Origin of the sequence: Escherichia sp. HH091_1A (assembly GCF_030295175.1) — a bacterium.
GTDB classification, from domain to species: domain Bacteria; phylum Pseudomonadota; class Gammaproteobacteria; order Enterobacterales; family Enterobacteriaceae; genus Escherichia; species Escherichia coli_F.
On sequence record NZ_AP025747.1, the window covers coordinates 4,941,020 to 4,963,275 of the forward strand.

Annotated in this window: 21 protein-coding genes; 18 read left to right on the forward strand and 3 right to left on the reverse strand. The window is 48.9% G+C overall.

What is annotated here, in order from left to right:
- Positions 1-19: 19 nt before the first annotated feature.
- The 5 genes from lamB to ubiA all read left to right on the forward strand — a co-directional run bounded on the left by lamB (position 20) and on the right by ubiA (position 5,846).
- Positions 20-1,360 carry a maltoporin LamB gene (gene lamB, locus QUF14_RS24470; RefSeq protein ID WP_000973662.1) on the forward strand — a complete coding sequence of 447 codons (1,341 nt, stop codon included), beginning with the start codon at positions 20-22 and terminating at the stop codon, positions 1,358-1,360.
- A 151-nt stretch (positions 1,361-1,511) separates the two neighbouring features.
- The gene (gene malM / locus QUF14_RS24475; protein ID WP_001355073.1) at positions 1,512-2,432 is read left to right on the forward strand and encodes a maltose operon protein MalM; all 921 of its coding nucleotides are present in this window, start codon (positions 1,512-1,514) and stop codon (positions 2,430-2,432) included.
- 228 nt (positions 2,433-2,660) lie between these two features.
- Complete coding sequence (locus QUF14_RS24480) at positions 2,661-4,241, forward strand: SopA family protein (RefSeq protein WP_000579102.1); 1,581 nt, start codon at positions 2,661-2,663, stop codon at positions 4,239-4,241.
- 222 nt (positions 4,242-4,463) lie between these two features.
- The gene (ubiC, locus tag QUF14_RS24485) at positions 4,464-4,961 is read left to right on the forward strand and encodes a chorismate lyase (RefSeq protein WP_001353542.1); all 498 of its coding nucleotides are present in this window, start codon (positions 4,464-4,466) and stop codon (positions 4,959-4,961) included.
- Between the two features lie 12 nt (positions 4,962-4,973).
- Positions 4,974-5,846: a 4-hydroxybenzoate octaprenyltransferase gene (gene ubiA / locus QUF14_RS24490; protein WP_000455231.1), complete on the forward strand. Its 873-nt coding sequence runs from the start codon at positions 4,974-4,976 to the stop codon at positions 5,844-5,846.
- A 159-nt stretch (positions 5,847-6,005) separates the two neighbouring features.
- On the opposite strand, the gene plsB is transcribed toward ubiA, so the two are convergent.
- Positions 6,006-8,429 (reverse strand): glycerol-3-phosphate 1-O-acyltransferase PlsB, encoded by a 2,424-nt coding sequence (plsB, locus tag QUF14_RS24495; RefSeq protein WP_000017354.1) that lies wholly within the window; start codon positions 8,427-8,429, stop codon positions 6,006-6,008.
- A gap of 170 nt (positions 8,430-8,599) precedes the next feature.
- Between plsB and dgkA the strand changes: the two genes are divergently transcribed.
- From dgkA to QUF14_RS24515, 4 genes are all read left to right on the forward strand, one after another.
- Complete coding sequence (gene dgkA / locus QUF14_RS24500; RefSeq protein WP_000002907.1) at positions 8,600-8,968, forward strand: diacylglycerol kinase; 369 nt, start codon at positions 8,600-8,602, stop codon at positions 8,966-8,968.
- Between the two features lie 109 nt (positions 8,969-9,077).
- Entirely contained in the window at positions 9,078-9,686 is a 609-nt protein-coding gene (lexA, locus tag QUF14_RS24505; RefSeq protein WP_000646078.1) for a transcriptional repressor LexA, read from the forward strand.
- 72 nt (positions 9,687-9,758) lie between these two features.
- Positions 9,759-11,084, forward strand: a complete 1,326-nt coding sequence (gene dinF / locus QUF14_RS24510) for an MATE family efflux transporter DinF (RefSeq protein ID WP_145960270.1) — start codon at positions 9,759-9,761, stop codon at positions 11,082-11,084.
- A 115-nt stretch (positions 11,085-11,199) separates the two neighbouring features.
- Positions 11,200-11,409 carry a CsbD family protein gene (locus QUF14_RS24515; protein WP_001030593.1) on the forward strand — a complete coding sequence of 70 codons (210 nt, stop codon included), beginning with the start codon at positions 11,200-11,202 and terminating at the stop codon, positions 11,407-11,409.
- Between the two features lie 41 nt (positions 11,410-11,450).
- On the opposite strand, the gene zur is transcribed toward QUF14_RS24515, so the two are convergent.
- Positions 11,451-11,966 (reverse strand): zinc uptake transcriptional repressor Zur, encoded by a 516-nt coding sequence (gene zur / locus QUF14_RS24520; RefSeq protein ID WP_001355078.1) that lies wholly within the window; start codon positions 11,964-11,966, stop codon positions 11,451-11,453.
- Positions 11,967-12,282: 316 nt separating this feature from the next.
- On the opposite strand from zur, the gene QUF14_RS24525 reads away from it, so the two are divergent.
- The 3 genes from QUF14_RS24525 to pspG all read left to right on the forward strand — a co-directional run bounded on the left by QUF14_RS24525 (position 12,283) and on the right by pspG (position 15,061).
- The gene (locus tag QUF14_RS24525; RefSeq protein ID WP_000094901.1) at positions 12,283-13,287 is read left to right on the forward strand and encodes a DUF2713 family protein; all 1,005 of its coding nucleotides are present in this window, start codon (positions 12,283-12,285) and stop codon (positions 13,285-13,287) included.
- 360 nt (positions 13,288-13,647) lie between these two features.
- Positions 13,648-14,685: a tRNA dihydrouridine(20/20a) synthase DusA gene (gene dusA, locus QUF14_RS24530; protein ID WP_001355080.1), complete on the forward strand. Its 1,038-nt coding sequence runs from the start codon at positions 13,648-13,650 to the stop codon at positions 14,683-14,685.
- Between the two features lie 133 nt (positions 14,686-14,818).
- Positions 14,819-15,061: an envelope stress response protein PspG gene (gene pspG / locus QUF14_RS24535; RefSeq protein WP_072646688.1), complete on the forward strand. Its 243-nt coding sequence runs from the start codon at positions 14,819-14,821 to the stop codon at positions 15,059-15,061.
- Positions 15,062-15,226: 165 nt separating this feature from the next.
- On the opposite strand, the gene QUF14_RS24540 is transcribed toward pspG, so the two are convergent.
- On the reverse strand, positions 15,227-16,210 hold the full coding sequence (locus QUF14_RS24540; RefSeq protein WP_000235507.1) for a quinone oxidoreductase: 984 nt from the start codon (positions 16,208-16,210) through the stop codon (positions 15,227-15,229).
- Positions 16,211-16,292: 82 nt separating this feature from the next.
- On the opposite strand from QUF14_RS24540, the gene dnaB reads away from it, so the two are divergent.
- The 6 genes from dnaB (at position 16,293) to QUF14_RS24570 (ending at position 22,222) form a co-directional block, all read left to right on the forward strand.
- Positions 16,293-17,708: a replicative DNA helicase gene (gene dnaB, locus QUF14_RS24545; protein WP_000918363.1), complete on the forward strand. Its 1,416-nt coding sequence runs from the start codon at positions 16,293-16,295 to the stop codon at positions 17,706-17,708.
- Positions 17,709-17,760: 52 nt separating this feature from the next.
- Positions 17,761-18,840 (forward strand): alanine racemase, encoded by a 1,080-nt coding sequence (alr, locus tag QUF14_RS24550; RefSeq protein ID WP_001147340.1) that lies wholly within the window; start codon positions 17,761-17,763, stop codon positions 18,838-18,840.
- A 251-nt stretch (positions 18,841-19,091) separates the two neighbouring features.
- On the forward strand, positions 19,092-20,285 hold the full coding sequence (gene tyrB / locus QUF14_RS24555; protein WP_000486941.1) for an aromatic amino acid transaminase: 1,194 nt from the start codon (positions 19,092-19,094) through the stop codon (positions 20,283-20,285).
- 336 nt (positions 20,286-20,621) lie between these two features.
- Entirely contained in the window at positions 20,622-21,335 is a 714-nt protein-coding gene (aphA, locus tag QUF14_RS24560; protein WP_001226929.1) for an acid phosphatase AphA, read from the forward strand.
- 110 nt (positions 21,336-21,445) lie between these two features.
- Positions 21,446-21,862 carry a secondary thiamine-phosphate synthase enzyme YjbQ gene (locus QUF14_RS24565; RefSeq protein WP_000270365.1) on the forward strand — a complete coding sequence of 139 codons (417 nt, stop codon included), beginning with the start codon at positions 21,446-21,448 and terminating at the stop codon, positions 21,860-21,862.
- Positions 21,863-21,865: 3 nt separating this feature from the next.
- Entirely contained in the window at positions 21,866-22,222 is a 357-nt protein-coding gene (locus tag QUF14_RS24570; RefSeq protein ID WP_000155657.1) for an MmcQ/YjbR family DNA-binding protein, read from the forward strand.
- Positions 22,223-22,256: the final 34 nt, after the last annotated feature.

Here is a 22,256-nt window from a genome sequence, read left to right on the forward strand (position 1 = left end):
CAATGACTCAGGAGATAGAATGATGATTACTCTGCGCAAACTTCCTCTGGCGGTTGCCGTCGCAGCGGGCGTAATGTCTGCTCAGGCAATGGCTGTTGATTTCCACGGCTATGCACGTTCCGGTATTGGCTGGACAGGTAGCGGCGGCGAACAACAGTGTTTCCAGACTACCGGTGCTCAAAGTAAATACCGTCTTGGCAACGAATGTGAAACTTATGCTGAATTAAAATTGGGTCAGGAAGTGTGGAAAGAAGGCGATAAGAGCTTCTATTTCGACACTAACGTGGCCTATTCCGTCGCGCAACAAAATGACTGGGAAGCTACCGATCCAGCCTTCCGTGAAGCAAACGTGCAGGGTAAAAACCTGATTGAATGGCTGCCAGGCTCCACCATCTGGGCAGGTAAGCGTTTCTACCAACGTCATGACGTTCATATGATCGACTTCTACTACTGGGATATTTCTGGTCCTGGTGCCGGTCTGGAAAACATCGATGTTGGGTTTGGTAAACTCTCTCTGGCAGCAACCCGTTCCTCTGAAGCTGGTGGTTCTTCCTCTTTCGCCAGCAATAATATTTATGACTATACCAACGAAACCGCGAACGACGTATTCGACGTACGTTTAGCGCAGATGGAAATCAACCCGGGCGGCACGTTAGAGCTGGGTGTCGACTACGGTCGTGCCAATCTGCGTGATAACTATCGTCTGGTTGATGGTGCATCGAAAGATGGCTGGTTATTCACTGCAGAACATACTCAGAGTGTCCTGAAGGGCTTTAACAAGTTTGTTGTTCAGTACGCTACTGACTCGATGACCTCACAGGGTAAAGGTCTGTCGCAGGGTTCTGGCGTTGCGTTTGATAACGAGAAATTCGCCTACAATATCAATAACAACGGTCACATGCTTCGTATCCTCGACCACGGTGCGATCTCCATGGGCGACAACTGGGACATGATGTACGTGGGTATGTACCAGGATATCAACTGGGATAACGACAACGGCACCAAATGGTGGACCGTTGGTATTCGCCCGATGTACAAGTGGACGCCAATCATGAGCACCGTGATGGAAATCGGCTACGACAACGTCGAATCCCAGCGCACTGGTGACAAGAACAATCAGTACAAAATTACCCTCGCACAACAATGGCAAGCTGGCGACAGCATCTGGTCACGCCCGGCTATTCGTGTCTTCGCAACCTACGCCAAGTGGGATGAGAAATGGGGTTACGACTACAACGGTAGCTCTTCAACCAACCCATACTACGGCAAAGCTGTTCCAGCTGATTTCAACGGCGGCAGCTTCGGACGTGGCGACAGCGACGAGTGGACCTTCGGTGCCCAGATGGAAATCTGGTGGTAATAGCAAAACCTGGGCCGGATAAGGCGTTCGCGCCGCATCCGGCATAAAAACAGGTTGTCATTATCTGAAAGGGGCGAAAGCCCCTCTGATTATCGGGTTTGGCGCGCTATTGCCTGGCTACCGCTGAACTCCAGATTTTGAGGTGAAAACAATGAAAATGAATAAAAGTCTCATCGCCCTCTGTTTATCAGCAGGGTTGCTGGCAAGCGCGCCTGGAATCAGCCTTGCCGATGTTAACTACGTACCGCAAAACACCAGCGACGCGCCAGCCATTCCATCTGCCGCGCTGCAACAACTCACCTGGACACCGGTCGATCAATCTAAAACCCAGACCACCCAACTGGCGACCGGCGGCCAACAACTGAAAGTCCCCGGCATCAGTGGTCCGGTTGCTGCGTACAGCGTCCCGGCAAACATTGGCGAACTGACACTAACGCTGACCAGCGAAGTGAACAAACAAACCAGCGTATTTGCGCCGAACGTGCTGATTCTTGATCAGAACATGACCCCATCAGCCTTCTTCCCCAGCAGTTATTTCACCTACCAGGAACCAGGCGTGATGAGTGCAGACCGTCTGGAAGGCGTTATGCGCCTGACACCGGCGTTGGGGCAGCAGAAACTTTATGTACTGGTCTTTACCACGGAAAAAGATCTCCAGCAGACGACCCAACTGCTCGACCCGGCAAAAGCCTATGCCAAAGGCGTCGGTAACTCGATCCCGGATATTCCCGATCCGGTTGCTCGTCATACCACCGATGGCTTACTGAAACTGAAAGTGAAAACGAACTCCAGTTCCAGCGTGTTGGTGGGGCCTCTATTTGGTTCTTCCGCGCCTGCTCCGGTTACGGTAGGCAACACGGCAGCACCAGCAGTGGCCGCACCCGCTCCGGCACCGGTGAAGAAAAGCGAGCCGATGCTCAACGACACGGAAAGTTATTTTAATACCGCGATCAAAAACGCTGTCGCGAAAGGTGATGTTGATAAGGCGTTAAAACTGCTTGATGAAGCTGAACGCCTGGGGTCAACATCTGCCCGTTCCACCTTTATCAGCAGTGTAAAAGGCAAGGGGTAATTACGCCCCACAGTGCTGATTTTGCAACAACTGGTGCGTCTCCTGGCGCACCTTTTTTTGTGCTTCTTTCCTGGGATATGAGCGATTTTTTATAGTACGTCACTTCTTCTTCACTAAGAATGTGCATTATCTCAATGCCATATCAGAGATTCTTTTCCTTTCGCCGGTAGTGTCTGGACGCTCAGGCTACTTTTCCAGGTTATTTTATTTCTGTAATACAGAGGTTTTATGATAGGTCATATCACAAATTCTGGCGGCAATAACTCTTTGATGAAACATGATGTGGTGCAAGGAAATAATAAATTAGATCTTGATTTACTACGTAATTTTAATGGGGTGCCAGGTTTAAATCGAGAAAATTTTATTTATATCAGTGATATATTTTTAAATATAAAACAACGGAACGAAAAAAATCATGCAATAAATATGTTTCGTGAAGTCTCAATCAGTAATGATATTATAAGCGTAAAATTTTATAGAAATGAAGAAATAGAATGTGCTTGTGATTTTCTGATGGATAAAGATGCGCAGGGGTATATCGACCTGTCTGATTTGGATTTAACAAGTTGCCATTTTAAAGGTAACGTTATTTCGGAGGTGTCTTTTTTATCGTCAAATCTACAACATGCAATTTTCGAATGTAAAGAAATTGAGAATTGCAATTTTACTAAGGCAACAGTTAATAATGTCATATTTAAATGTCGACGTTTACACAATGTGATTTTTCTCAAAACGAGTGGCGAATGTGTTGATTTTAGCCAAAATATTCTTGATACCGTTGACTTCTCGCAGAGTCAACTTGGTCATAGTAATTTTCGCGAATGTCAGATTAAAAATTCAAACTTCGATAATTGTTATCTTTATGCTTCGCACTTCACCAGAGCATATTTTCTTTCTGATAAGGAAATATCATTTATTAAATCGAATCTGACTAATGTTATGTTTGATAATGTGCGAATGTCGACAGGGAATTTTAAAGACTGCATTACAGAGAAATTGGCATTAACGATTGATTACTCAGATATATTTGGTAATGAAGATCTTGATGGTTATATCAATGGCATTATCCAAATGATTAATACGTTGCCTGATAATGCAGTGAAATTAAAATCCGTTCTGGCAGTCAAACTGGTGATACAATTAAAAATTCTTAATATTGTTAATAAAAACTTTATTGAGAATATGAAAAACACATTTAGTCATTATCCTTATGTGAGCAATCCAATTATACGTAGCTATTTATATCATGATGAAGATGATAAGTTCGATATTTTTATGCGTCAACATCGTTTTAGTAAGGTGAAATTTGATGTCACACAGATGAATACTTTCATTAATAGATTTCGTGTGAATAAATGGTTGATTGATCAAAATAATAATTTTTTTATCCAACTTATCGATCAGGCTCTACGATCATCGGATGAGATTATCAGAGAAAATGCCTGGTATCTTTATAAAGAGTGGATACGCAGTGATAATATATCACCTATATTTAAAGAAGTTGACGATTATTTAAGAACATTTAACGCCAAGCAATTAACACAAAACGACAATATCTTTATCTTGTTTTCCTCTGTCGATGATGGGCCAGTTATGGTGGTAAGCTCCCAGCGCTTACATGATATGTTGAATCCTACAAAAGATACCCATTGGAATTCCCCCTATATCTTTAAATCCAGACATGAAATGCTGCCTGTTAATATTACTCCGGAAACACTTTTCGGCTCCACATCTCATGATGAACATGCGCTTTTCCCAATTTTTACTGCAAGTTGGCGAGCTATCCATAAAAAGAATAAAGGTGTGTGAGTAAAGGAAAACATCACCATTCCTGGCGTCCCGGGCGGTGATGCCCCTCTGGTTGCTCTTGCCAGCACGGGCATCGGCAAAGCGTAAGGTTCAACAGCGTTTTATCACTTCATGCGATTGTTGCGTTTTTGTTGCGCATTAGATCACTTAATTTGCTATACATCTCCCGTAAACACTTTTCTGCGATACAATGCCTTTACGTTATGTAACGGAGAGTTCGGCATGTCACACCCCGCGTTAACGCAACTGCGTGCGCTGCGCTATTTTACAGAGATCCCTTCCCTGGATCCGCAACTGCTCGACTGGTTGTTGCTGGAAGATTCCATGACGAAACGTTTTGAGCAGCAGGGAAAAACAGTGAGCGTGACGATGATCCGCGAAGGGTTTGTCGGGCAGAATGAAATCCACGAAGAACTGCCATTGTTGCCGAAAGAGTCCCGTTACTGGTTACGTGAAATTTTGTTATGTGCCGATGGTGAACCGTGGCTTGCCGGTCGTACCGTCGTTCCTGAGTCAACGTTAAGCGGGCCGGAGCTGGCGTTACAAAAATTGGGTAAAACGCCGTTAGGACGCTATCTGTTCACATCATCGACATTAACCCGGGACTTTATTGAGATAGGCCGTGATGCCGGACTGTGGGGGCGACGTTCCCGCCTGCGATTAAGCGGTAAACCGCTGTTGCTAACCGAACTGTTTTTACCGGCGTCACCGTTGTACTAAGAGGAAAAAAATATGGAGTGGAGTCTGACGCAGAATAAGCTGCTGGCGTTTCATCGCTTAATGCGTACGGATAAGCCAATTGGCGCGTTACTGCTGCTCTGGCCAACATTATGGGCACTGTGGGTAGCGACGCCGGGCGTTCCCCAGCTCTGGATCCTGGCGGTGTTTGTCGCGGGTGTCTGGCTGATGCGCGCTGCTGGTTGTGTGGTGAATGATTATGCTGACCGCAAGTTTGATGGTCATGTTAAGCGTACGGCGAACCGACCACTTCCCAGCGGCGCGGTAACGGAGAAAGAGGCGCGTGCGCTGTTTGTCGTGCTGGTACTGATTTCGTTTTTACTGGTGCTGACGCTGAATACGATGACCATTCTGTTGTCGATTGCCGCGCTGGCGCTGGCGTGGGTATACCCGTTTATGAAGCGGTATACCCATCTACCGCAAGTGGTGCTGGGGGCGGCGTTTGGCTGGTCGATTCCAATGGCTTTTGCCGCTGTGAGTGAGTCGGTGCCGTTGAGTTGCTGGTTAATGTTCCTCGCCAATATTCTCTGGGCGGTGGCTTACGACACGCAGTATGCGATGGTTGACCGCGATGATGATGTGAAGATTGGCATTAAGTCCACTGCAATCTTGTTCGGCCAGTACGATAAATTGATTATTGGTATTTTGCAGATTGGCGTACTGGTGCTGATGGCGATAATCGGTGAGTTAAATGGCTTAGGCTGGGGATATTACTGGTCAATTCTGGTGGCAGGTGCGCTGTTTGTTTATCAACAAAAACTGATTGCTAACCGCGAGCGCGAAGCCTGCTTTAAAGCATTTATGAATAATAACTATGTTGGCCTGGTGCTGTTTTTAGGGCTGGCAATGAGTTACTGGCATATTTGATGATGTGAAAAAGCCGGAGGATTATCCGGCTTTTTTGTGGACAAAACTGCCTGATGCGCTGCGCTTCTAAGGCCTACACAACAGATCGCAATTTATTGAATTTGCAGATCATGGTAGGCCGAATAGGGCGTTTGCGCCGCATCCGGCAATTCTCACTGATTACCCTTCGCCCTGCGTCGCACTCTCAATCGTCAAACGCACGTCTGATGTAATCAACTCCGCCAACAACTGATACACCTTCATCGTTTCTGCCGGTTCGGCGTCGCCGCTATCGCTGATATACCCTTCATCACGCAGTGTCAGCACCAGAGAACTGAACACCGCCTTGTCGAAGAACTCCGGCGCGTTGATACCGTGCAGCACGGAGAGACGTTGCGCGACGGTGCGGCTCTCTTTTTCCAGCGTACCGCGGTTGATCGACGGGTTGGCGCTCAACAGCCAGAAGGTGATGGCATAACGTTGCAGCGTTTCGCGCGCGCCTGCGGCCAGCAGCTGTAGCGTGCGAGAATGCGCCGGGTTGATATGCAACTCATCATCTTGCAGGGTAATCAGCCCCTGACGTTGCATCTCATTTGCCAGCGCATCAATAACGTCTGGCAATTCGTCGCGATCCCAGCGCAGGAACAGCTCCGCTTTCAGCATTGGGTAAAGCACATTGACGTGCTCCATCAATACGTCGCGGGAGATGTGGCGATGCTGGGTGACAATTGCCGCCATCAGCGAAGGCAGCACCAACATATGCGCAATGTTGTTGCGATAGTAGGTCATCAGCACCGCTTGCTCGCGCGGCAGAATGATGATGTCGCCGATAGTGTCTTTCTCGACTTCAAACTTGTTCATTTGCAGCGCGTGATCGATAAGCTCGCTGGCGCTGGCTGAAGGAACGGTAGAGTCCGTGGAGTAAGGTACATTGCGCATCAGATCCAGGTAGCAGTTGAGTTGCTCGGTTAACTGCTCGCGGGTGAGTGAGCGCTGACGTGACGCCAGAAGCGCAGTACAGCACAGGTTCATGGCGTTTGCCGCGCCTGCGTTGTTAATGCGTACCATCAGATCGGCAGCAATATTATTGACCGTCGGCGTTAACCAGGCCGGACGCACCGCTTCGATGGGATCGATAGATTCACGCCAGTCTGGTACGTGCTGGTTAAGGTAGGTCATCAACGGCATTGGTTCACCGAAGTTGACGTAACCCTGACCGAGATTACGCAGCTTGCTTAAACCGCGCAGCATCTGCGGCAGGCTCTCTTTCTCTTTCGTTGCACCGCGCAGTTCTTTGGCGTAAGTACCCACTTCCATGACGTGCTCATAACCGATGTAGATCGGAATCAGCGTAATCGGACGCGTGCCGCCACGCAGCATCGCCTGAATGGTCATCGACAGCGTACCGGTTTTCGGATCCAGCAAACGCCCCGTACGGGAACGACCGCCTTCCACGAAATACTCGACGGAATAACCACGGCTGAACAGTTCGCCTAGATACTCACGGAAAACGGTGGAATAGAGCTTATTGCCTTTAAACGTACGGCGAATAAAGAACGCACCCAGACGGCGGAAAATCGGCCCGGCAGGCCAGAAGTTCAGGTTGATCCCGGCGGCGATATGCGGTGGCACCAGCCCCTGGTGATAGAGCACGTAAGAAAGCAGCAGGTAGTCCATGTGACTGCGGTGGCAAGGCACATATACCAACTCATGACCGTCATGAGCCAGCTGGCGAACGCGCTCAGCGTTATGGACGTTAATGCCCTGATAAAGTCGGTTCCAGGTGAAGCCCAGAATACGGTCAGTCAGGCGAATCATCTCGTAAGAGAAATTCGCCGCAATCTCTTCCATCAGTGCAATGGCGTTCTGCTGCGCTTTTTCATGGGAGATTTTTTTGCTGCGCGCTTCATCTTCTACCGCTTTGGCAATGGCGCGGGAGGCGAGCAGCTTATTAAACAGATCCTGACGGGCAGGAAGACGTGGACCTACGGCAGCCAGACGCTGACGAGCAAAGTGCATACGTGCCACGCGCGCTAGTTTCTGGGCGATAGTTTTATCCGTGCCGTGTTCATCGGCCATGCGGCGCAGAGAAACTGACGGTGAGAAACGCACAAAACTGTCGCGACCGAGCCACAGTACGGCGAAAAATTTCTGCACGCCATTTAGCATACGCAGCGGTGGGTTCACTTCACCTTTTTCCCGCCCAGGCGCGCGACCGAACATCACCGATACTGGCACCATCTGCACATCCAGATTTGGATTGCTACGATGCAAATCAAGATAGTCGTGGAACAGCTTAATGGACTCTTCTTTCGGTGTGTAATAGGTGAAAACACGCGGCCCGCCGTGAATGAACACATAGCGCGGCAGTAGCGTGCCGTCAATCTCCAGCGGCTCTAAGGGGTCAGGCAGGTCATGTGCCAGACACTGGGCGCGCAACGTCAGCAAATCTGCTTTCGAGTTGTACGGTAAAACGTACATAATTGGACGAGAGGTATCCAGTCCCAGTTCCGGGGCAGGATCTGCCGGAATAGACTTGCTTTTTACCAGGATGCTTAATGGTAAATTCAGTAATTTGTAGTAAATTCGTGGCCAGCCGGACATAAACGATGTAAAGCCTCTGGTTAATAATGCAAATGCGCGGCAAGGATAGCAGAAACTCATGGGAAATTCTGTGGTATCCGCTCATGTTTCGCGCGGCGTTACGCAAACCCGAATCATCGGATTTAACGGTACACTGATATTGACGCTCATAATGTAAAAAGGTTCTTTCAATGGCCAATAATACCACTGGATTCACTCGAATTATCAAAGCTGCTGGCTATTCCTGGAAGGGGTTACGCGCGGCATGGATCAACGAAGCGGCATTCCGTCAGGAAGGCGTAGCGGTATTGTTGGCGGTGGTCATCGCCTGCTGGCTGGATGTGGACGCGATTACTCGCGTGCTGCTTATCAGCTCCGTCATGCTGGTGATGATTGTGGAAATTCTCAATAGTGCCATTGAAGCCGTGGTTGACCGAATTGGCTCTGAATACCATGAGCTTTCCGGACGCGCTAAAGATATGGGGTCCGCTGCGGTACTGATCGCGATTATCGTCGCCGTGATTACCTGGTGCATCCTGTTATGGTCGCATTTTGGATAACCCTTCCAGAATTCGATAAATCTCTGGTTTATTGTGCAGTTTATGGTTCCAAAATCGCCTTTTGCTGTATATACTCACAGCATAACTGTATATACACCCAGGGGGCGGAATGAAAGCGTTAACGGCCAGGCAGCAAGAGGTGTTTGATCTCATCCGTGATCACATCAGCCAGACAGGTATGCCGCCGACGCGTGCGGAAATCGCGCAGCGTTTGGGGTTCCGTTCCCCAAACGCGGCTGAAGAACATCTGAAAGCGCTGGCACGCAAAGGCGTTATTGAAATTGTTTCCGGCGCATCACGCGGGATTCGTCTGTTACAGGAAGAGGAAGAGGGGTTGCCACTGGTAGGTCGTGTGGCTGCCGGTGAACCGCTTCTGGCGCAGCAGCACATTGAAGGTCATTATCAGGTTGATCCTTCCTTGTTCAAACCGAATGCGGATTTCCTGCTGCGCGTCAGCGGGATGTCGATGAAAGATATCGGCATTATGGATGGCGACTTGCTGGCTGTGCATAAAACTCAGGACGTACGTAATGGTCAGGTCGTCGTCGCTCGTATTGATGACGAAGTTACCGTTAAGCGTCTGAAAAAACAGGGCAATAAAGTCGAACTGTTGCCAGAAAACAGTGAGTTTAAACCGATTGTCGTTGACCTTCGTCAGCAAAGCTTCACGATTGAAGGGCTGGCGGTTGGGGTTATTCGCAACGGCGACTGGCTGTGACATATCTCTGAGACCGCGATGCCGCCTGGCGTCGCGGTTTGTTTTTCATCTCTCTTCATCAGGCTTGTCTGCATGGCATTCCTCACTTCATCTGATAAAGCACTCTGGCATCTCGCCTTACCCATGATTTTCTCCAATATCACCGTCCCGTTGCTTGGGCTGGTCGATACGGCGGTTATTGGTCATCTTGATAGTCCGGTTTATCTGGGCGGTGTGGCGGTTGGTGCAACGGCGACCAGCTTTCTCTTTATGCTGTTGCTGTTTTTGCGCATGAGCACCACCGGGCTTACTGCGCAGGCTTATGGTGCCCAAAATCCCCAGGCATTAGCCCGTGCGCTGGTACAGCCGTTGCTGTTGGCTCTGGGGGCTGGGGCGTTAATTGCGCTACTGCGTACGCCGATTATCGATCTGGCGCTGCATATTGTTGGCGGTAGCGAAGCAGTGCTGGAACAGGCGCGGCGCTTTCTTGAAATCCGCTGGTTAAGCGCACCGGCGTCGCTGGCGAATCTGGTGTTACTTGGCTGGCTACTCGGCGTGCAATATGCCCGTGCGCCAGTAATTTTGTTAGTAGCCGGCAATATTCTCAACATAGTGCTGGATGTCTGGCTGGTGATGGGGCTGCATATGAACGTGCAGGGCGCTGCGCTGGCGACGGTTATTGCGGAATATGCAACATTGCTGATTGGTCTGCTACTAGTGCGTAAAATCATCAAAACACGCGGTATCTCCGGCGAAATGCTGAAAAAAGCCTGGCGAGGTAATTTCCGCCGTTTGCTGGCGCTTAACCGCGATATCATGCTGCGCTCGCTGTTGCTGCAACTCTGTTTTGGTGCGATCACCGTACTTGGCGCACGACTTGGAAGTGACATCATCGCGGTAAACGCGGTTCTGATGACTCTACTCACCTTTACCGCCTATGCGCTTGATGGTTTTGCCTACGCGGTTGAAGCGCATTCAGGTCAGGCGTACGGTGCGCGCGACGGGAGCCAGCTATTGGAGGTCTGGCGCGCAGCGTGCCGCCAGTCGGGGATCGTTGCACTGCTGTTTTCGGTGATTTATTTACTGGCAGGGGAACACATCATTGCGTTGTTGACGTCGTTAACCCAGATTCAGCAGCTGGCCGACTGCTATCTTATCTGGCAGGTGATTTTGCCATTGGTCGGTGTCTGGTGTTATCTACTGGATGGCATGTTTATAGGCGCAACGCGTGCGGCTGAAATGCGTAACAGTATGGCGGTAGCAGCAGCAGGTTTTGCCCTGACGCTCCTTACGCTGCCGTGGCTGGGCAATCATGGTTTGTGGTTGGCGTTAACTGTCTTTCTGGCGCTGCGCGGGCTTTCTCTGGCAGCTATCTGGCAGCGTCACTGGCGCAACGGTACCTGGTTTGCAGCAACGTGACGGTTAAAAATTCTGAATAAATAATCCTGGGTAAAATTCCTGACTACACTTAATCTCACGTTCAGAAGAAAAGTGAGCGTACTCTCATTCACAACCTAACGATGAGGTCTTGATTATGAATAAAGATGAAGCCGGCGGTAACTGGAAACAGTTTAAAGGTAAAGTGAAAGAGCAATGGGGCAAACTGACCGATGATGATATGACGATCATTGAAGGTAAACGTGATCAACTGGTCGGTAAAATCCAGGAACGTTATGGTTATCAGAAAGATCAGGCAGAAAAAGAGGTCGTGGATTGGGAAACCCGCAATGAATATCGCTGGTAATTAATCCCTCCTGCCCGACGTGTACAAGGATGTACGCCCTCTTAACGCGGTTTCTTTTTCACCTGCAAAGAGTGATCATGCTGGCACTGTTCAGGATGACGACACGCTTCCACTTCCACGCATGCCGCACAGAGCCCATGTGCTTCAATCACATTATGCCGCAGGGCAAACCCCATTTTTGCCGCCAGCGTATGCATAATGTCTTCCACGCCTTCTGCACACTCTTCTTTCACTGCGCCGCAGCGATCGCAAATAAACATGGCTGAAGTATGGGTGGGCTGGTCGAACAGATGACAGAGCACATAACTGTTGGTGGATTCCACCTTATGCACAAAACCTTGCTCAAGCAGAAAATCCAGCGCGCGATAAACCGTTGGCGGCTTGGCTTGCGGTTCAGCTTCGCGCAGCAAATCAAGCAGATCGTAAGCGCTGATAGCGCCATCCTGCAGACTCATCAGGCGTAACACTTCCAGGCGCTGCGGGGTCAGGCGCACATTACGCTGCGCACAGAGTTTTTCAGCCTGCGCTAATAATTCCTGCGTTGTGGTCTTTTCCATCGGGCACCTCAAGGTGTGGGTTAAGAATGTCCTTACTTTACCATGTTCCAGGAAAAACACCGAGAACCCTTATTGTTGTTGTAATGTTGATTTTCTGTTTCATAGGTAAGGTGTTGTATAGCCAGGTGACACCATTATCAACATGACAATAATTATTACTCCATTTTTAAATACATTGCTTGAAGTTAACTCGCTATTTATTTAAATGCGTTTGAAAGTATGCCTACAGATCAGAAATTATGAGCGATTTTTGATAGTGACTTTTTGTCAAATGAATTATATGAATGATACAGCTCGGTAAAAAGGTGGATAAATTATGTCAAGTATAATAGGAAGTTCAAGAGATTACTTTAATAAAAGCCTCAACTCAAATCAATACGATAATAAAGATGTAAGCTCGGGAAAACTTAAGGATCTGTATAATAAATCGGTTGATTATGCAACGATGAGTAATCGCGCTGCGATTATTGCAAAAATAGATTTGTTTATTCAGAGGATTACCCATAATTTATGGACTGCAAGTGAAAAGAATGTTTCCTTAATTGGACGAATAAATGCTCTCAAAGATTGGGTTGACGAGTGTATTGTAGAGTGCACTAATGAGCAATTAGGTGATCGTGACTATATTTCTGCATTTGTAGAACGGGCGATTTTTCATTATGCGATGGATTTTGTTTGTAATCCAATGGAAAATAGCGATGCAACTCTAATAGACAGGTGTACTTTCGATGTAATAAATCAGAATGACCTTCCCTCCGCAATTCAGCTATTTTATGATAAACCCTATGGTAAAGTACCTGTAGCGTCATTACATCTAAAAACTGTAAGCGAAGGTTTTTTAAATTTGGAAAATGCATATAAAGCAAAGAACGATGCTCGCTTAAAACCCTTGGCTTCCCTTTTACTTTCATTCTCATATGGTAGTGCATCAGCTGATATCATAGCAACAGCACGAAGAGTTAATGATTATTGTGAAAACCACATAACAAGTAAGATAAAAATATTATCTCGTCAAGTGATGAAAAAAAGCCTGAGGGATATGAAAGAATTAGTAGATAAAAATGAACTGGATTTTAATTTAATTCTGAATGAGAGGAAAAAGAAGGCTGAAGAAGACAATAAAGACATCACAGACATTACAAAAATGCAGACTGCAGGTGAGACGTTAATTAAATTCGTTCAATCATTTGACCCAGACTCAACGGGACCCATTGTAATTGGCAAAGATATGAATGACAAAGATATAAATGACAACGATCTCATTAACGAAGATATTATTAAGTTCATTTATGACCTATTCGATATTGTGTTAAAAAAATAAAATGTGAATTTTCTCTGTAGTATGGGATTTTTTACATAAAAGAACCCAACATTGCTTGGGTTCTTTTTTATCTATCAATGCCATTCGCCGCGAGATAGTTCAACACGGTTTTATGTGTGATTTTTTATTTATCGTCGAAACTGAATTGTTTATCATTGCTTTTCACACGCTAACATCTAATAAGATTATTTCTTCAATTCGCGAGAGCGTCACGCTTTGAAGGAATCTCATTTTTCTTTTTCAAAGAGCCAGGCGCTTCCTGTTGTTATGGTATAGTACCCCGCTATTGAGCCTCCTGAACAGTGATGCTGAATAACATAACTCCATGATATATCGTTAAAATAATCTCTACATTTGAAAATGCACGGTAATTCTGAAATGCAAAAAATCAACCAAACCAGCGCAATGCCTGAAAAAACCGACGTTCACTGGAGTGGTCGGTTTAGCGTTGCACCAATGCTCGACTGGACGGACAGACACTGCCGTTATTTCCTGCGTCTGCTTTCCCGCAATACGTTGCTGTATACAGAAATGGTGACCACAGGGGCGATTATTCACGGTAAAGGTGATTACCTGGCGTACAGTGAAGAAGAACATCCGGTAGCGTTGCAACTGGGCGGTAGCGATCCGGCGGCGCTGGCGCAGTGTGCGAAGCTGGCAGAAACGCGCGGATATGATGAGATCAACCTGAATGTCGGCTGCCCGTCTGACCGGGTACAGAACGGCATGTTTGGTGCGTGCCTGATGGGCAATGCGCAGCTGGTTGCCGACTGCGTGAAAGCGATGCGCGATGTCGTATCGATTCCGGTGACGGTGAAAACGCGTATTGGCATCGATGACCAGGACAGCTATGAATTTCTCTGCGATTTCATCAACACCGTTTCCGGCAAAGGCGAGTGTGAGATGTTCATCATCCACGCACGTAAAGCCTGGCTTTCTGGGTTAAGCCCGAAAGAAAACCGTGAAATCCCGCCGCTCGATTATCCGCGTGTGTATCAACTGAAGCGTGACTTTCCGCATCTGACGATGTCGATTAACGGTGGTATCAAGTCGCTGGAAGAGGCTAAAGCGCATTTGCAACATATGGATGGCGTGATGGTAGGGCGCGAGGCGTATCAGAATCCGGGTATTCTGGCGGCGGTAGACCGAGAGATTTTTGGTTCCTCGGATACCGATGCCGATCCGGTGGCGGTGGTGCGTGCCATGTATCCGTACATTGAGCGTGAACTCAGCCAGGGGACGTATCTCGGCCATATTACCCGGCATATGCTGGGGCTGTTCCAGGGTATTCCTGGCGCGCGGCAGTGGCGGCGTTATTTAAGTGAAAATGCCCATAAAGCGGGTGCTGACATTAACGTGCTGGAACACGCGCTCAAACTGGTGGCAGATAAGCGTTAACTTTTCACCAAAAAGTAGTCAAATTCACCACGCCCTGCGCACCGTCGCGGGGCGTTTTGCTGTTAAATCAATAGATTATTTTTGGCATGATTCTTGTAATGCCAGCAAGAGATTTCATATTTGGGAGAGCATCATGCTGGAACTACTTTTTGTGATTGGCTTTTTTGTCATGCTGATGGTCACCGGCGTTTCGTTGCTGGGTATTATCGCTGCGCTGGTTGTGGCGACGGCCATTATGTTCCTCGGCGGTATGCTGGCATTGATGATTAAGTTGCTGCCGTGGCTGTTATTGGCGATTGCGGTGGTGTGGGTTATTAAGGCGATTAAAGCACCAAAAGTGCCGAAATATCAGCGCTATGACCGTTGGTGTTACTAAGGGATTGTGCGGACGATCACAACCTAAGGTTTTATCCTTAGAACAAAATAGGAATTGATAATCAAATCTGTCACTATTGCGCCTCTAACAGATTCATCGTGCTGTACCCTACATACAGCCGAACTATAAAAAGAAAGGGCTTCCCAGGTGGAAGCCCTATTTCTTTTATGGAATCAACAGGCTGGAGCCTTGCGTCGCCCGGCTTTCCAGAATCGCATGCGCACGCTGTGCATCCTTCAGCGGATATTTCTGTTGTTCGGCGACATCGACCTTAATCACACCGCTGGCAATCAAAGAGAACAGTTCATTACTGGCCTCGGTTAATTCCTCCCGCGTGGTGATATAGCCTTGCAGGGAAGGGCGTGTCACATACAACGAGCCTTTCTGATTGAGAATGCCTAAGTTCACACCGGTAACCGCGCCTGATGAGTTGCCAAAACTCACCATTAAGCCGCGACGTTGCAGGCAATCCAGCGACCGTTCCCAGGTGTCTCTGCCGACGGAATCGTACACCACGCGCACTTTCTTACCGCCGGTGATCTCTTTTAACCGCTCGACCAGGTTTTCTTCGCGATAGTTAATCACCTGCCACGCCCCCGCTTTTAGCGCACTCTGCGCTTTTTGCGCGCTTCCCACGGTACCGATGAGCTTCGCGCCCAGGGCTTTTGCCCACTGGCAGGCAATCAAGCCAACGCCGCCAGCAGCAGCGTGGAACAGGAACTGTTCGTCGGGTTTAATTTCATAGGTTTTGCGCAGCAGATAATAAACCGTTAAGCCTTTCAGGAATGATGCCGCCGCTTGCTCAAAAGAAATTGCCGCGGGCAGAATCGCCGCTTTATCGGCATTGACGTTATGCAAAGAGCTGTAAGCGCCTAATGCCGACTGTGCATAGACTACGCGATCGCCTGCCTTAATATGCTTTACACCACTGCCGACTTTACTCACGATGCCTGCCGCTTCGGTACCTAATCCGCTGGGTAGCGATGGCGGCGGATAAAGGCCGCTGCGGATATACGTGTCGATAAAATTGATGCCGATGGCTTTATTTTCGACCTGGATTTCATTCTCCGCCGGATCGGCAGGAGTGAACTCTACGGCTTGAAGTACTTCCGGGCCACCGTGCTTATGAAATTCAATTCGTGTTGCCATGTGTCCTCCAGAACGTATCGTCAGGGTCTGCTTCATATGGTAAAGTTTCGACCCATTCTTTATCTCGGTAACTCCATTCACTATGGCAGGAAATAAACCCTTCAACAAACAGCAGGCTGAACCCCGCGAACGCGATCCACAAGTTGCCGGGCTGAAAGTGCCTCCGCACTCGATCGAAGCGGAGCAGTCGGTGTTGGGCGGTTTAATGCTGGATAACGAACGCTGGGACGATGTAGCCGAGCGTGTGGTGGCAGACGATTTTTACACCCGCCCACACCGTCATATCTTTACTGAAATGGCGCGTTTGCAGGAAAGCGGTAGTCCTATCGATCTGATTACCCTTGCGGAATCGCTGGAACGTCAGGGACAACTCGACAGCGTTGGTGGTTTTGCTTACCTGGCAGAGTTGTCAAAAAATACGCCAAGTGCGGCGAACATCAGTGCCTATGCGGACATCGTGCGTGAACGTGCCGTTGTCCGTGAGATGATCTCGGTTGCGAATGAGATTGCCGAAGCCGGTTTTGATCCGCAGGGGCGAACCAGCGAAGACCTGTTGGACCTGGCTGAATCCCGCGTCTTTAAAATTGCCGAAAGTCGTGCAAACAAAGACGAAGGGCCGAAGAACATCGCCGATGTGCTCGACGCAACCGTGGCGCGTATTGAGCAGCTGTTTCAGCAGCCACACGATGGCGTTACCGGGGTAAACACCGGTTATGACGATCTCAACAAAAAAACCGCTGGTTTGCAGCCGTCGGATTTGATCATCGTCGCAGCGCGTCCGTCGATGGGTAAAACGACATTTGCGATGAACCTCGTCGAAAACGCGGCGATGTTGCAAGATAAACCGGTACTTATCTTCTCTCTTGAGATGCCATCAGAACAGATTATGATGCGTTCTCTGGCGTCGCTGTCGCGCGTTGACCAGACTAAAATTCGTACCGGGCAACTGGATGATGAAGACTGGGCGCGCATTTCCGGCACGATGGGCATTTTGCTGGAAAAACGTAATATCTATATTGATGATTCCTCCGGTCTGACACCAACGGAAGTGCGCTCCCGCGCGCGGCGTATTGCCCGAGAACATGGCGGCATTGGGCTTATCATGATCGACTACCTGCAACTGATGCGCGTACCGGCGCTTTCCGATAACCGTACGCTGGAAATTGCAGAAATCTCCCGCTCGCTGAAAGCACTGGCGAAAGAACTGAACGTGCCGGTGGTGGCGCTGTCCCAGTTGAACCGTTCTCTGGAACAACGTGCCGACAAACGCCCGGTCAACTCCGACCTGCGTGAATCTGGCTCTATCGAGCAGGATGCGGACTTGATCATGTTTATCTATCGTGATGAGGTGTATCACGAAAACAGTGATTTAAAAGGCATCGCGGAAATTATTATCGGTAAACAACGTAACGGCCCAATCGGGACGGTACGCCTGACCTTTAACGGTCAATGGTCGCGCTTCGACAACTATGCGGGGCCGCAGTACGACGACGAATAATAATTATTTTATGAATTAGGTAATTAAAGCAAACACTTATCAAGGAACACAAATGCAAGCGGCAACTGTTGTGATTAACCGCCGCGCTCTGCGACACAACCTGCAACGTCTTCGTGAACTGGCACCTGCCAGTAAAATGGTTGCGGTGGTGAAAGCGAACGCTTATGGTCACGGTCTTCTTGAGACCGCGCGAACGCTCCCCGATGCTGACGCCTTTGGCGTAGCCCGTCTCGAAGAAGCTCTGCGACTGCGTGCGGGGGGAATCACCAAACCTGTACTTTTACTCGAAGGCTTTTTTGATGCCAGAGATCTACCGACGATTTCTGCGCAACATTTTCATACCGCCGTGCATAACGAAGAACAGCTTGCTGCGCTGGAAGAGGCCAGCCTGGACGAGCCGGTTACCGTCTGGATGAAACTCGATACTGGTATGCACCGTCTGGGTGTAAGGCCGGAACAGGCTGAGGCGTTTTATCATCGTCTGACGCGGTGCAAAAACGTTCGTCAGCCGGTGAATATTGTCAGCCATTTTGCGCGCGCGGATGAGCCAAAATGCGGTGCAACCGAGAAACAACTCGATATCTTTAATACCTTTTGTGAAGGCAAACCTGGTCAACGTTCCATTGCCGCGTCGGGGGGCATTCTGCTGTGGCCACAGTCACATTTTGACTGGGTGCGCCCGGGCATCATTCTTTACGGTGTCTCGCCGCTGGAAGATCGCTCCACCGGTGCCGATTTTGGCTGTCAGCCGGTAATGTCATTGACCTCCAGCCTGATTGCTGTGCGTGAGCATAAAGCCGGAGAGCCTGTCGGTTATGGTGGAACCTGGGTAAGCGAACGTAATACCCGTCTTGGCGTAGTCGCTATGGGTTATGGCGATGGTTATCCGCGCGCCGCGCCGTCCGGTACGCCAGTGCTGGTGAACGGTCGCGAAGTGCCGATTGTCGGGCGAGTCGCGATGGATATGATCTGCGTCGACTTAGGTCCACAGGCGCAGGATAAAGCCGGGGACCCGGTCATTTTATGGGGCGAAGGTTTGCCCGTAGAACGTATCGCTGAAATGACGAAAGTGAGCGCTTACGAACTTATCACGCGCCTGACCTCAAGGGTCGCGATGAAATACGTGGATTAATCGTTCTGTAATATCTGATTATCTGTGCCGGATGTGGTATGAATGCCTATCCGGCTAATAAAATCTTACTAATTCAATAAATTGATATTATTTCATGCTGTTATAAAGGTCGTGCCTCTGGCGAATGTGCGTTTGTCATTGGTCACTTTTTGTTGCTAATTGTCGTTCACCCCTGAACATCCTCTCGATCTTCCCCACCTTCCGGTTTATTGTGGTTTAACCACCTGCCCGTAAACCTGGAGAACCATCGCGTGTTTCAAAAAGTTGACGCCTACGCTGGCGACCCGATTCTTACGCTTATGGAGCGTTTCAAAGAAGACCCTCGCAGCGACAAAGTGAATTTAAGTATCGGTCTGTACTACAACGAAGACGGAATTATTCCCCAACTGAAAGCCGTGGCGGATGCGGAAGCGCGCCTGAATGCGCAGCCTCATGGCGCTTCGCTTTATTTACCGATGGAAGGGCTTAATAGCTATCGCCATGCCATTGCGCCGCTGCTGTTTGGTGCGGACCATCCGGTACTGCAACAACAGCGCGTAGCAACCATTCAAACCCTTGGCGGCTCAGGGGCATTGAAAGTGGGCGCTGACTTCCTGAAGCGTTACTTCCCGGAATCAGGCGTCTGGGTCAGCGATCCTACCTGGGAAAACCACGTAGCAATATTCGCCGGGGCTGGATTCGAAGTGAGTACTTACCCCTGGTATGACGAAGCGACTAACGGCGTGCGCTTTAATGACCTGTTGGCGACGCTAAAAACATTACCTGCCCGCAGTATTGTGTTGCTGCACCCATGTTGCCACAACCCAACGGGTGCCGATCTCACTAATGACCAGTGGGATGCGGTGATTCAAATTCTCACAGCCCGCGAGCTTATCCCATTTCTTGATATTGCCTATCAAGGATTTGGTGCCGGTATGGAAGAGGATGCCTACGCCATTCGCGCCATTGTCAGCGCTGGATTACCCGCTCTGGTGAGCAATTCGTTCTCGAAAATTTTCTCCCTTTACGGCGAGCGCGTCGGCGGACTTTCTGTGCTGTGTGAAGATGCCGAAGCCGCAGGCCGCGTACTGGGGCAATTGAAAGCAACAGTTCGCCGCAACTACTCCAGCCCGCCGAATTTTGGTGCGCAGGTGGTGGCTGCGGTGCTGAATGACGAGGCATTGAAAGCCAGCTGGCTGGCGGAAGTAGAAGAGATGCGTACTCGCATTCTGGCGATGCGTCAGGAACTGGTGAAGGTATTGAGCACAGAAATGCCAGAACGCAATTTCGATTATCTGCTTAATCAGCGCGGTATGTTCAGTTATACCGGTTTAAGTGCCGCTCAGGTTGACCGACTACGTGAAGAATTTGGTGTCTATCTCATCGCCAGCGGTCGCATGTGTGTCGCCGGGTTAAATACGGCAAATGTACAACGTGTGGCAAAGGCGTTTGCTGCGGTGATGTAATGTCGTTGGCAGGCGGATGAACAGCCGCCTGCTCAATCATCAATAAGTGGGTATACGTATTTTTTCGGCTAATCGTACAAAGGAATGGGTTCTGATAATCGATATTTCCTACTGAGAAAATAGAAGTTTTTATATCCGAATATTTTTACACAATAGAGAGCCATTAAGTTATTAAATACAACAAACATAGTCTGATCGCATGTGATCCTGCTCCCTTTCTTAACAAAAGCCGTAGATAATCCTTTTATTCCCTGGCAGCTGGCGTTATGGTCAGATGGTTTTTGCAACAAATCTCATAATAAAACGTTTCAATAGACTGACTATTTAGGGAAAAATATGCGCAAGATCACACAGGCAATCAGTGCCGTTTGCTTATTGTTCGCTCTAAACAGTTCCGCTGTTGCCCTGGCCTCGTCACCTTCACCGCTTAATCCTGGTACTAACGTTGCCAGGCTTGCTGAACAGGCACCAATTCATTGGGTTTCGGTCGCACAAATTGAAAATAGCCTCGCAGGGCGTCCGCCAATGGCGGTGGGGTTTGATATCGATGACACGGTACTTTTTTCCAGTCCGGGCTTCTGGCGCGGCAAAAAAACCTTCTCGCCAGAAAGCGAAGATTATCTGAAAAATCCTGTGTTCTGGGAAAAAATGAACAATGGCTGGGATGAATTCAGCATTCCAAAAGAGGTCGCTCGCCAGCTGATTGATATGCATGTACGCCGCGGTGACGCGATCTTCTTTGTGACTGGTCGTAGCCCGACGAAAACAGAAACGGTTTCAAAAACGCTGGCGGATAATTTTCATATTCCTGCCACCAACATGAATCCGGTAATTTTTGCAGGCGATAAACCAGGTCAAAATACAAAATCGCAATGGCTACAGGATAAAAATATCCGAATTTTTTATGGCGATTCCGATAACGATATTACCGCCGCACGCGAAGTCGGCGCTCGTGGTATCCGCATTCTACGCGCCTCCAACTCTACCTACAAACCCTTGCCACAAGCGGGTGCGTTTGGTGAAGAGGTGATCGTCAATTCAGAATACTGACAGAGCGGGAGAGCGTGATGCTCTCCCGAATGCTGTTTTTTTAATCACACCTTTATCCTTTCGCTGTCTTGCTGCAAACTGATTAAGAGAGTTTTATCAAGGAGCAGCACATGTGGTATCAAAAGACGCTCACGCTTAGCGCCAAATCTCGTGGATTTCATCTGGTAACGGATGAAATACTGCATCAGCTGGCTGATATGCCGCGTGTTAACATCGGCTTACTGCATCTGTTGCTGCAACATACCTCCGCCTCTCTGACACTTAATGAGAACTGCGATCCCACCGTACGCCAGGACATGGAGCGTTTTTTCCTCCGCACCGTTCCCGATAACGGAAATTATGAGCATGACTATGAGGGGGCCGACGATATGCCTTCTCATATCAAATCCTCAATGTTGGGAACATCGCTTGTATTGCCGGTGCATAAAGGGCGTATTCAGACCGGCACCTGGCAAGGCATCTGGCTGGGGGAACATCGCATCCACGGCGGATCGCGTCGCATCATCGCGACACTACAAGGGGAGTAAAAAATGACCATTTCGGAGTTGCTACAATATTGCATGGCAAAACCAGGCGCAGAACAGAGCGTGCATAACGACTGGAAAGCGACGCAGATCAAAGTGGAAGATGTACTGTTTGCGATGGTGAAAGAAGTAGAAAATCGCCCAGCTGTTTCGCTGAAAACCAGCCCGGAGCTGGCGGAGCTGCTACGTCAGCAGCACAGCGATGTGCGTCCAAGCCGCCATCTGAATAAAGCGCACTGGAGCACCGTGTATCTCGACGGTTCGCTGCCAGATTCGCAAATCTATTATCTGGTGGATGCGTCTTATCAGCAGGCGGTGAATTTACTGCCGGAAGAAAAACGTAAATTGCTGGTGCAACTCTGAAAGGAAAAGGCCGCTCAGAAAGCGGCCTTAACGA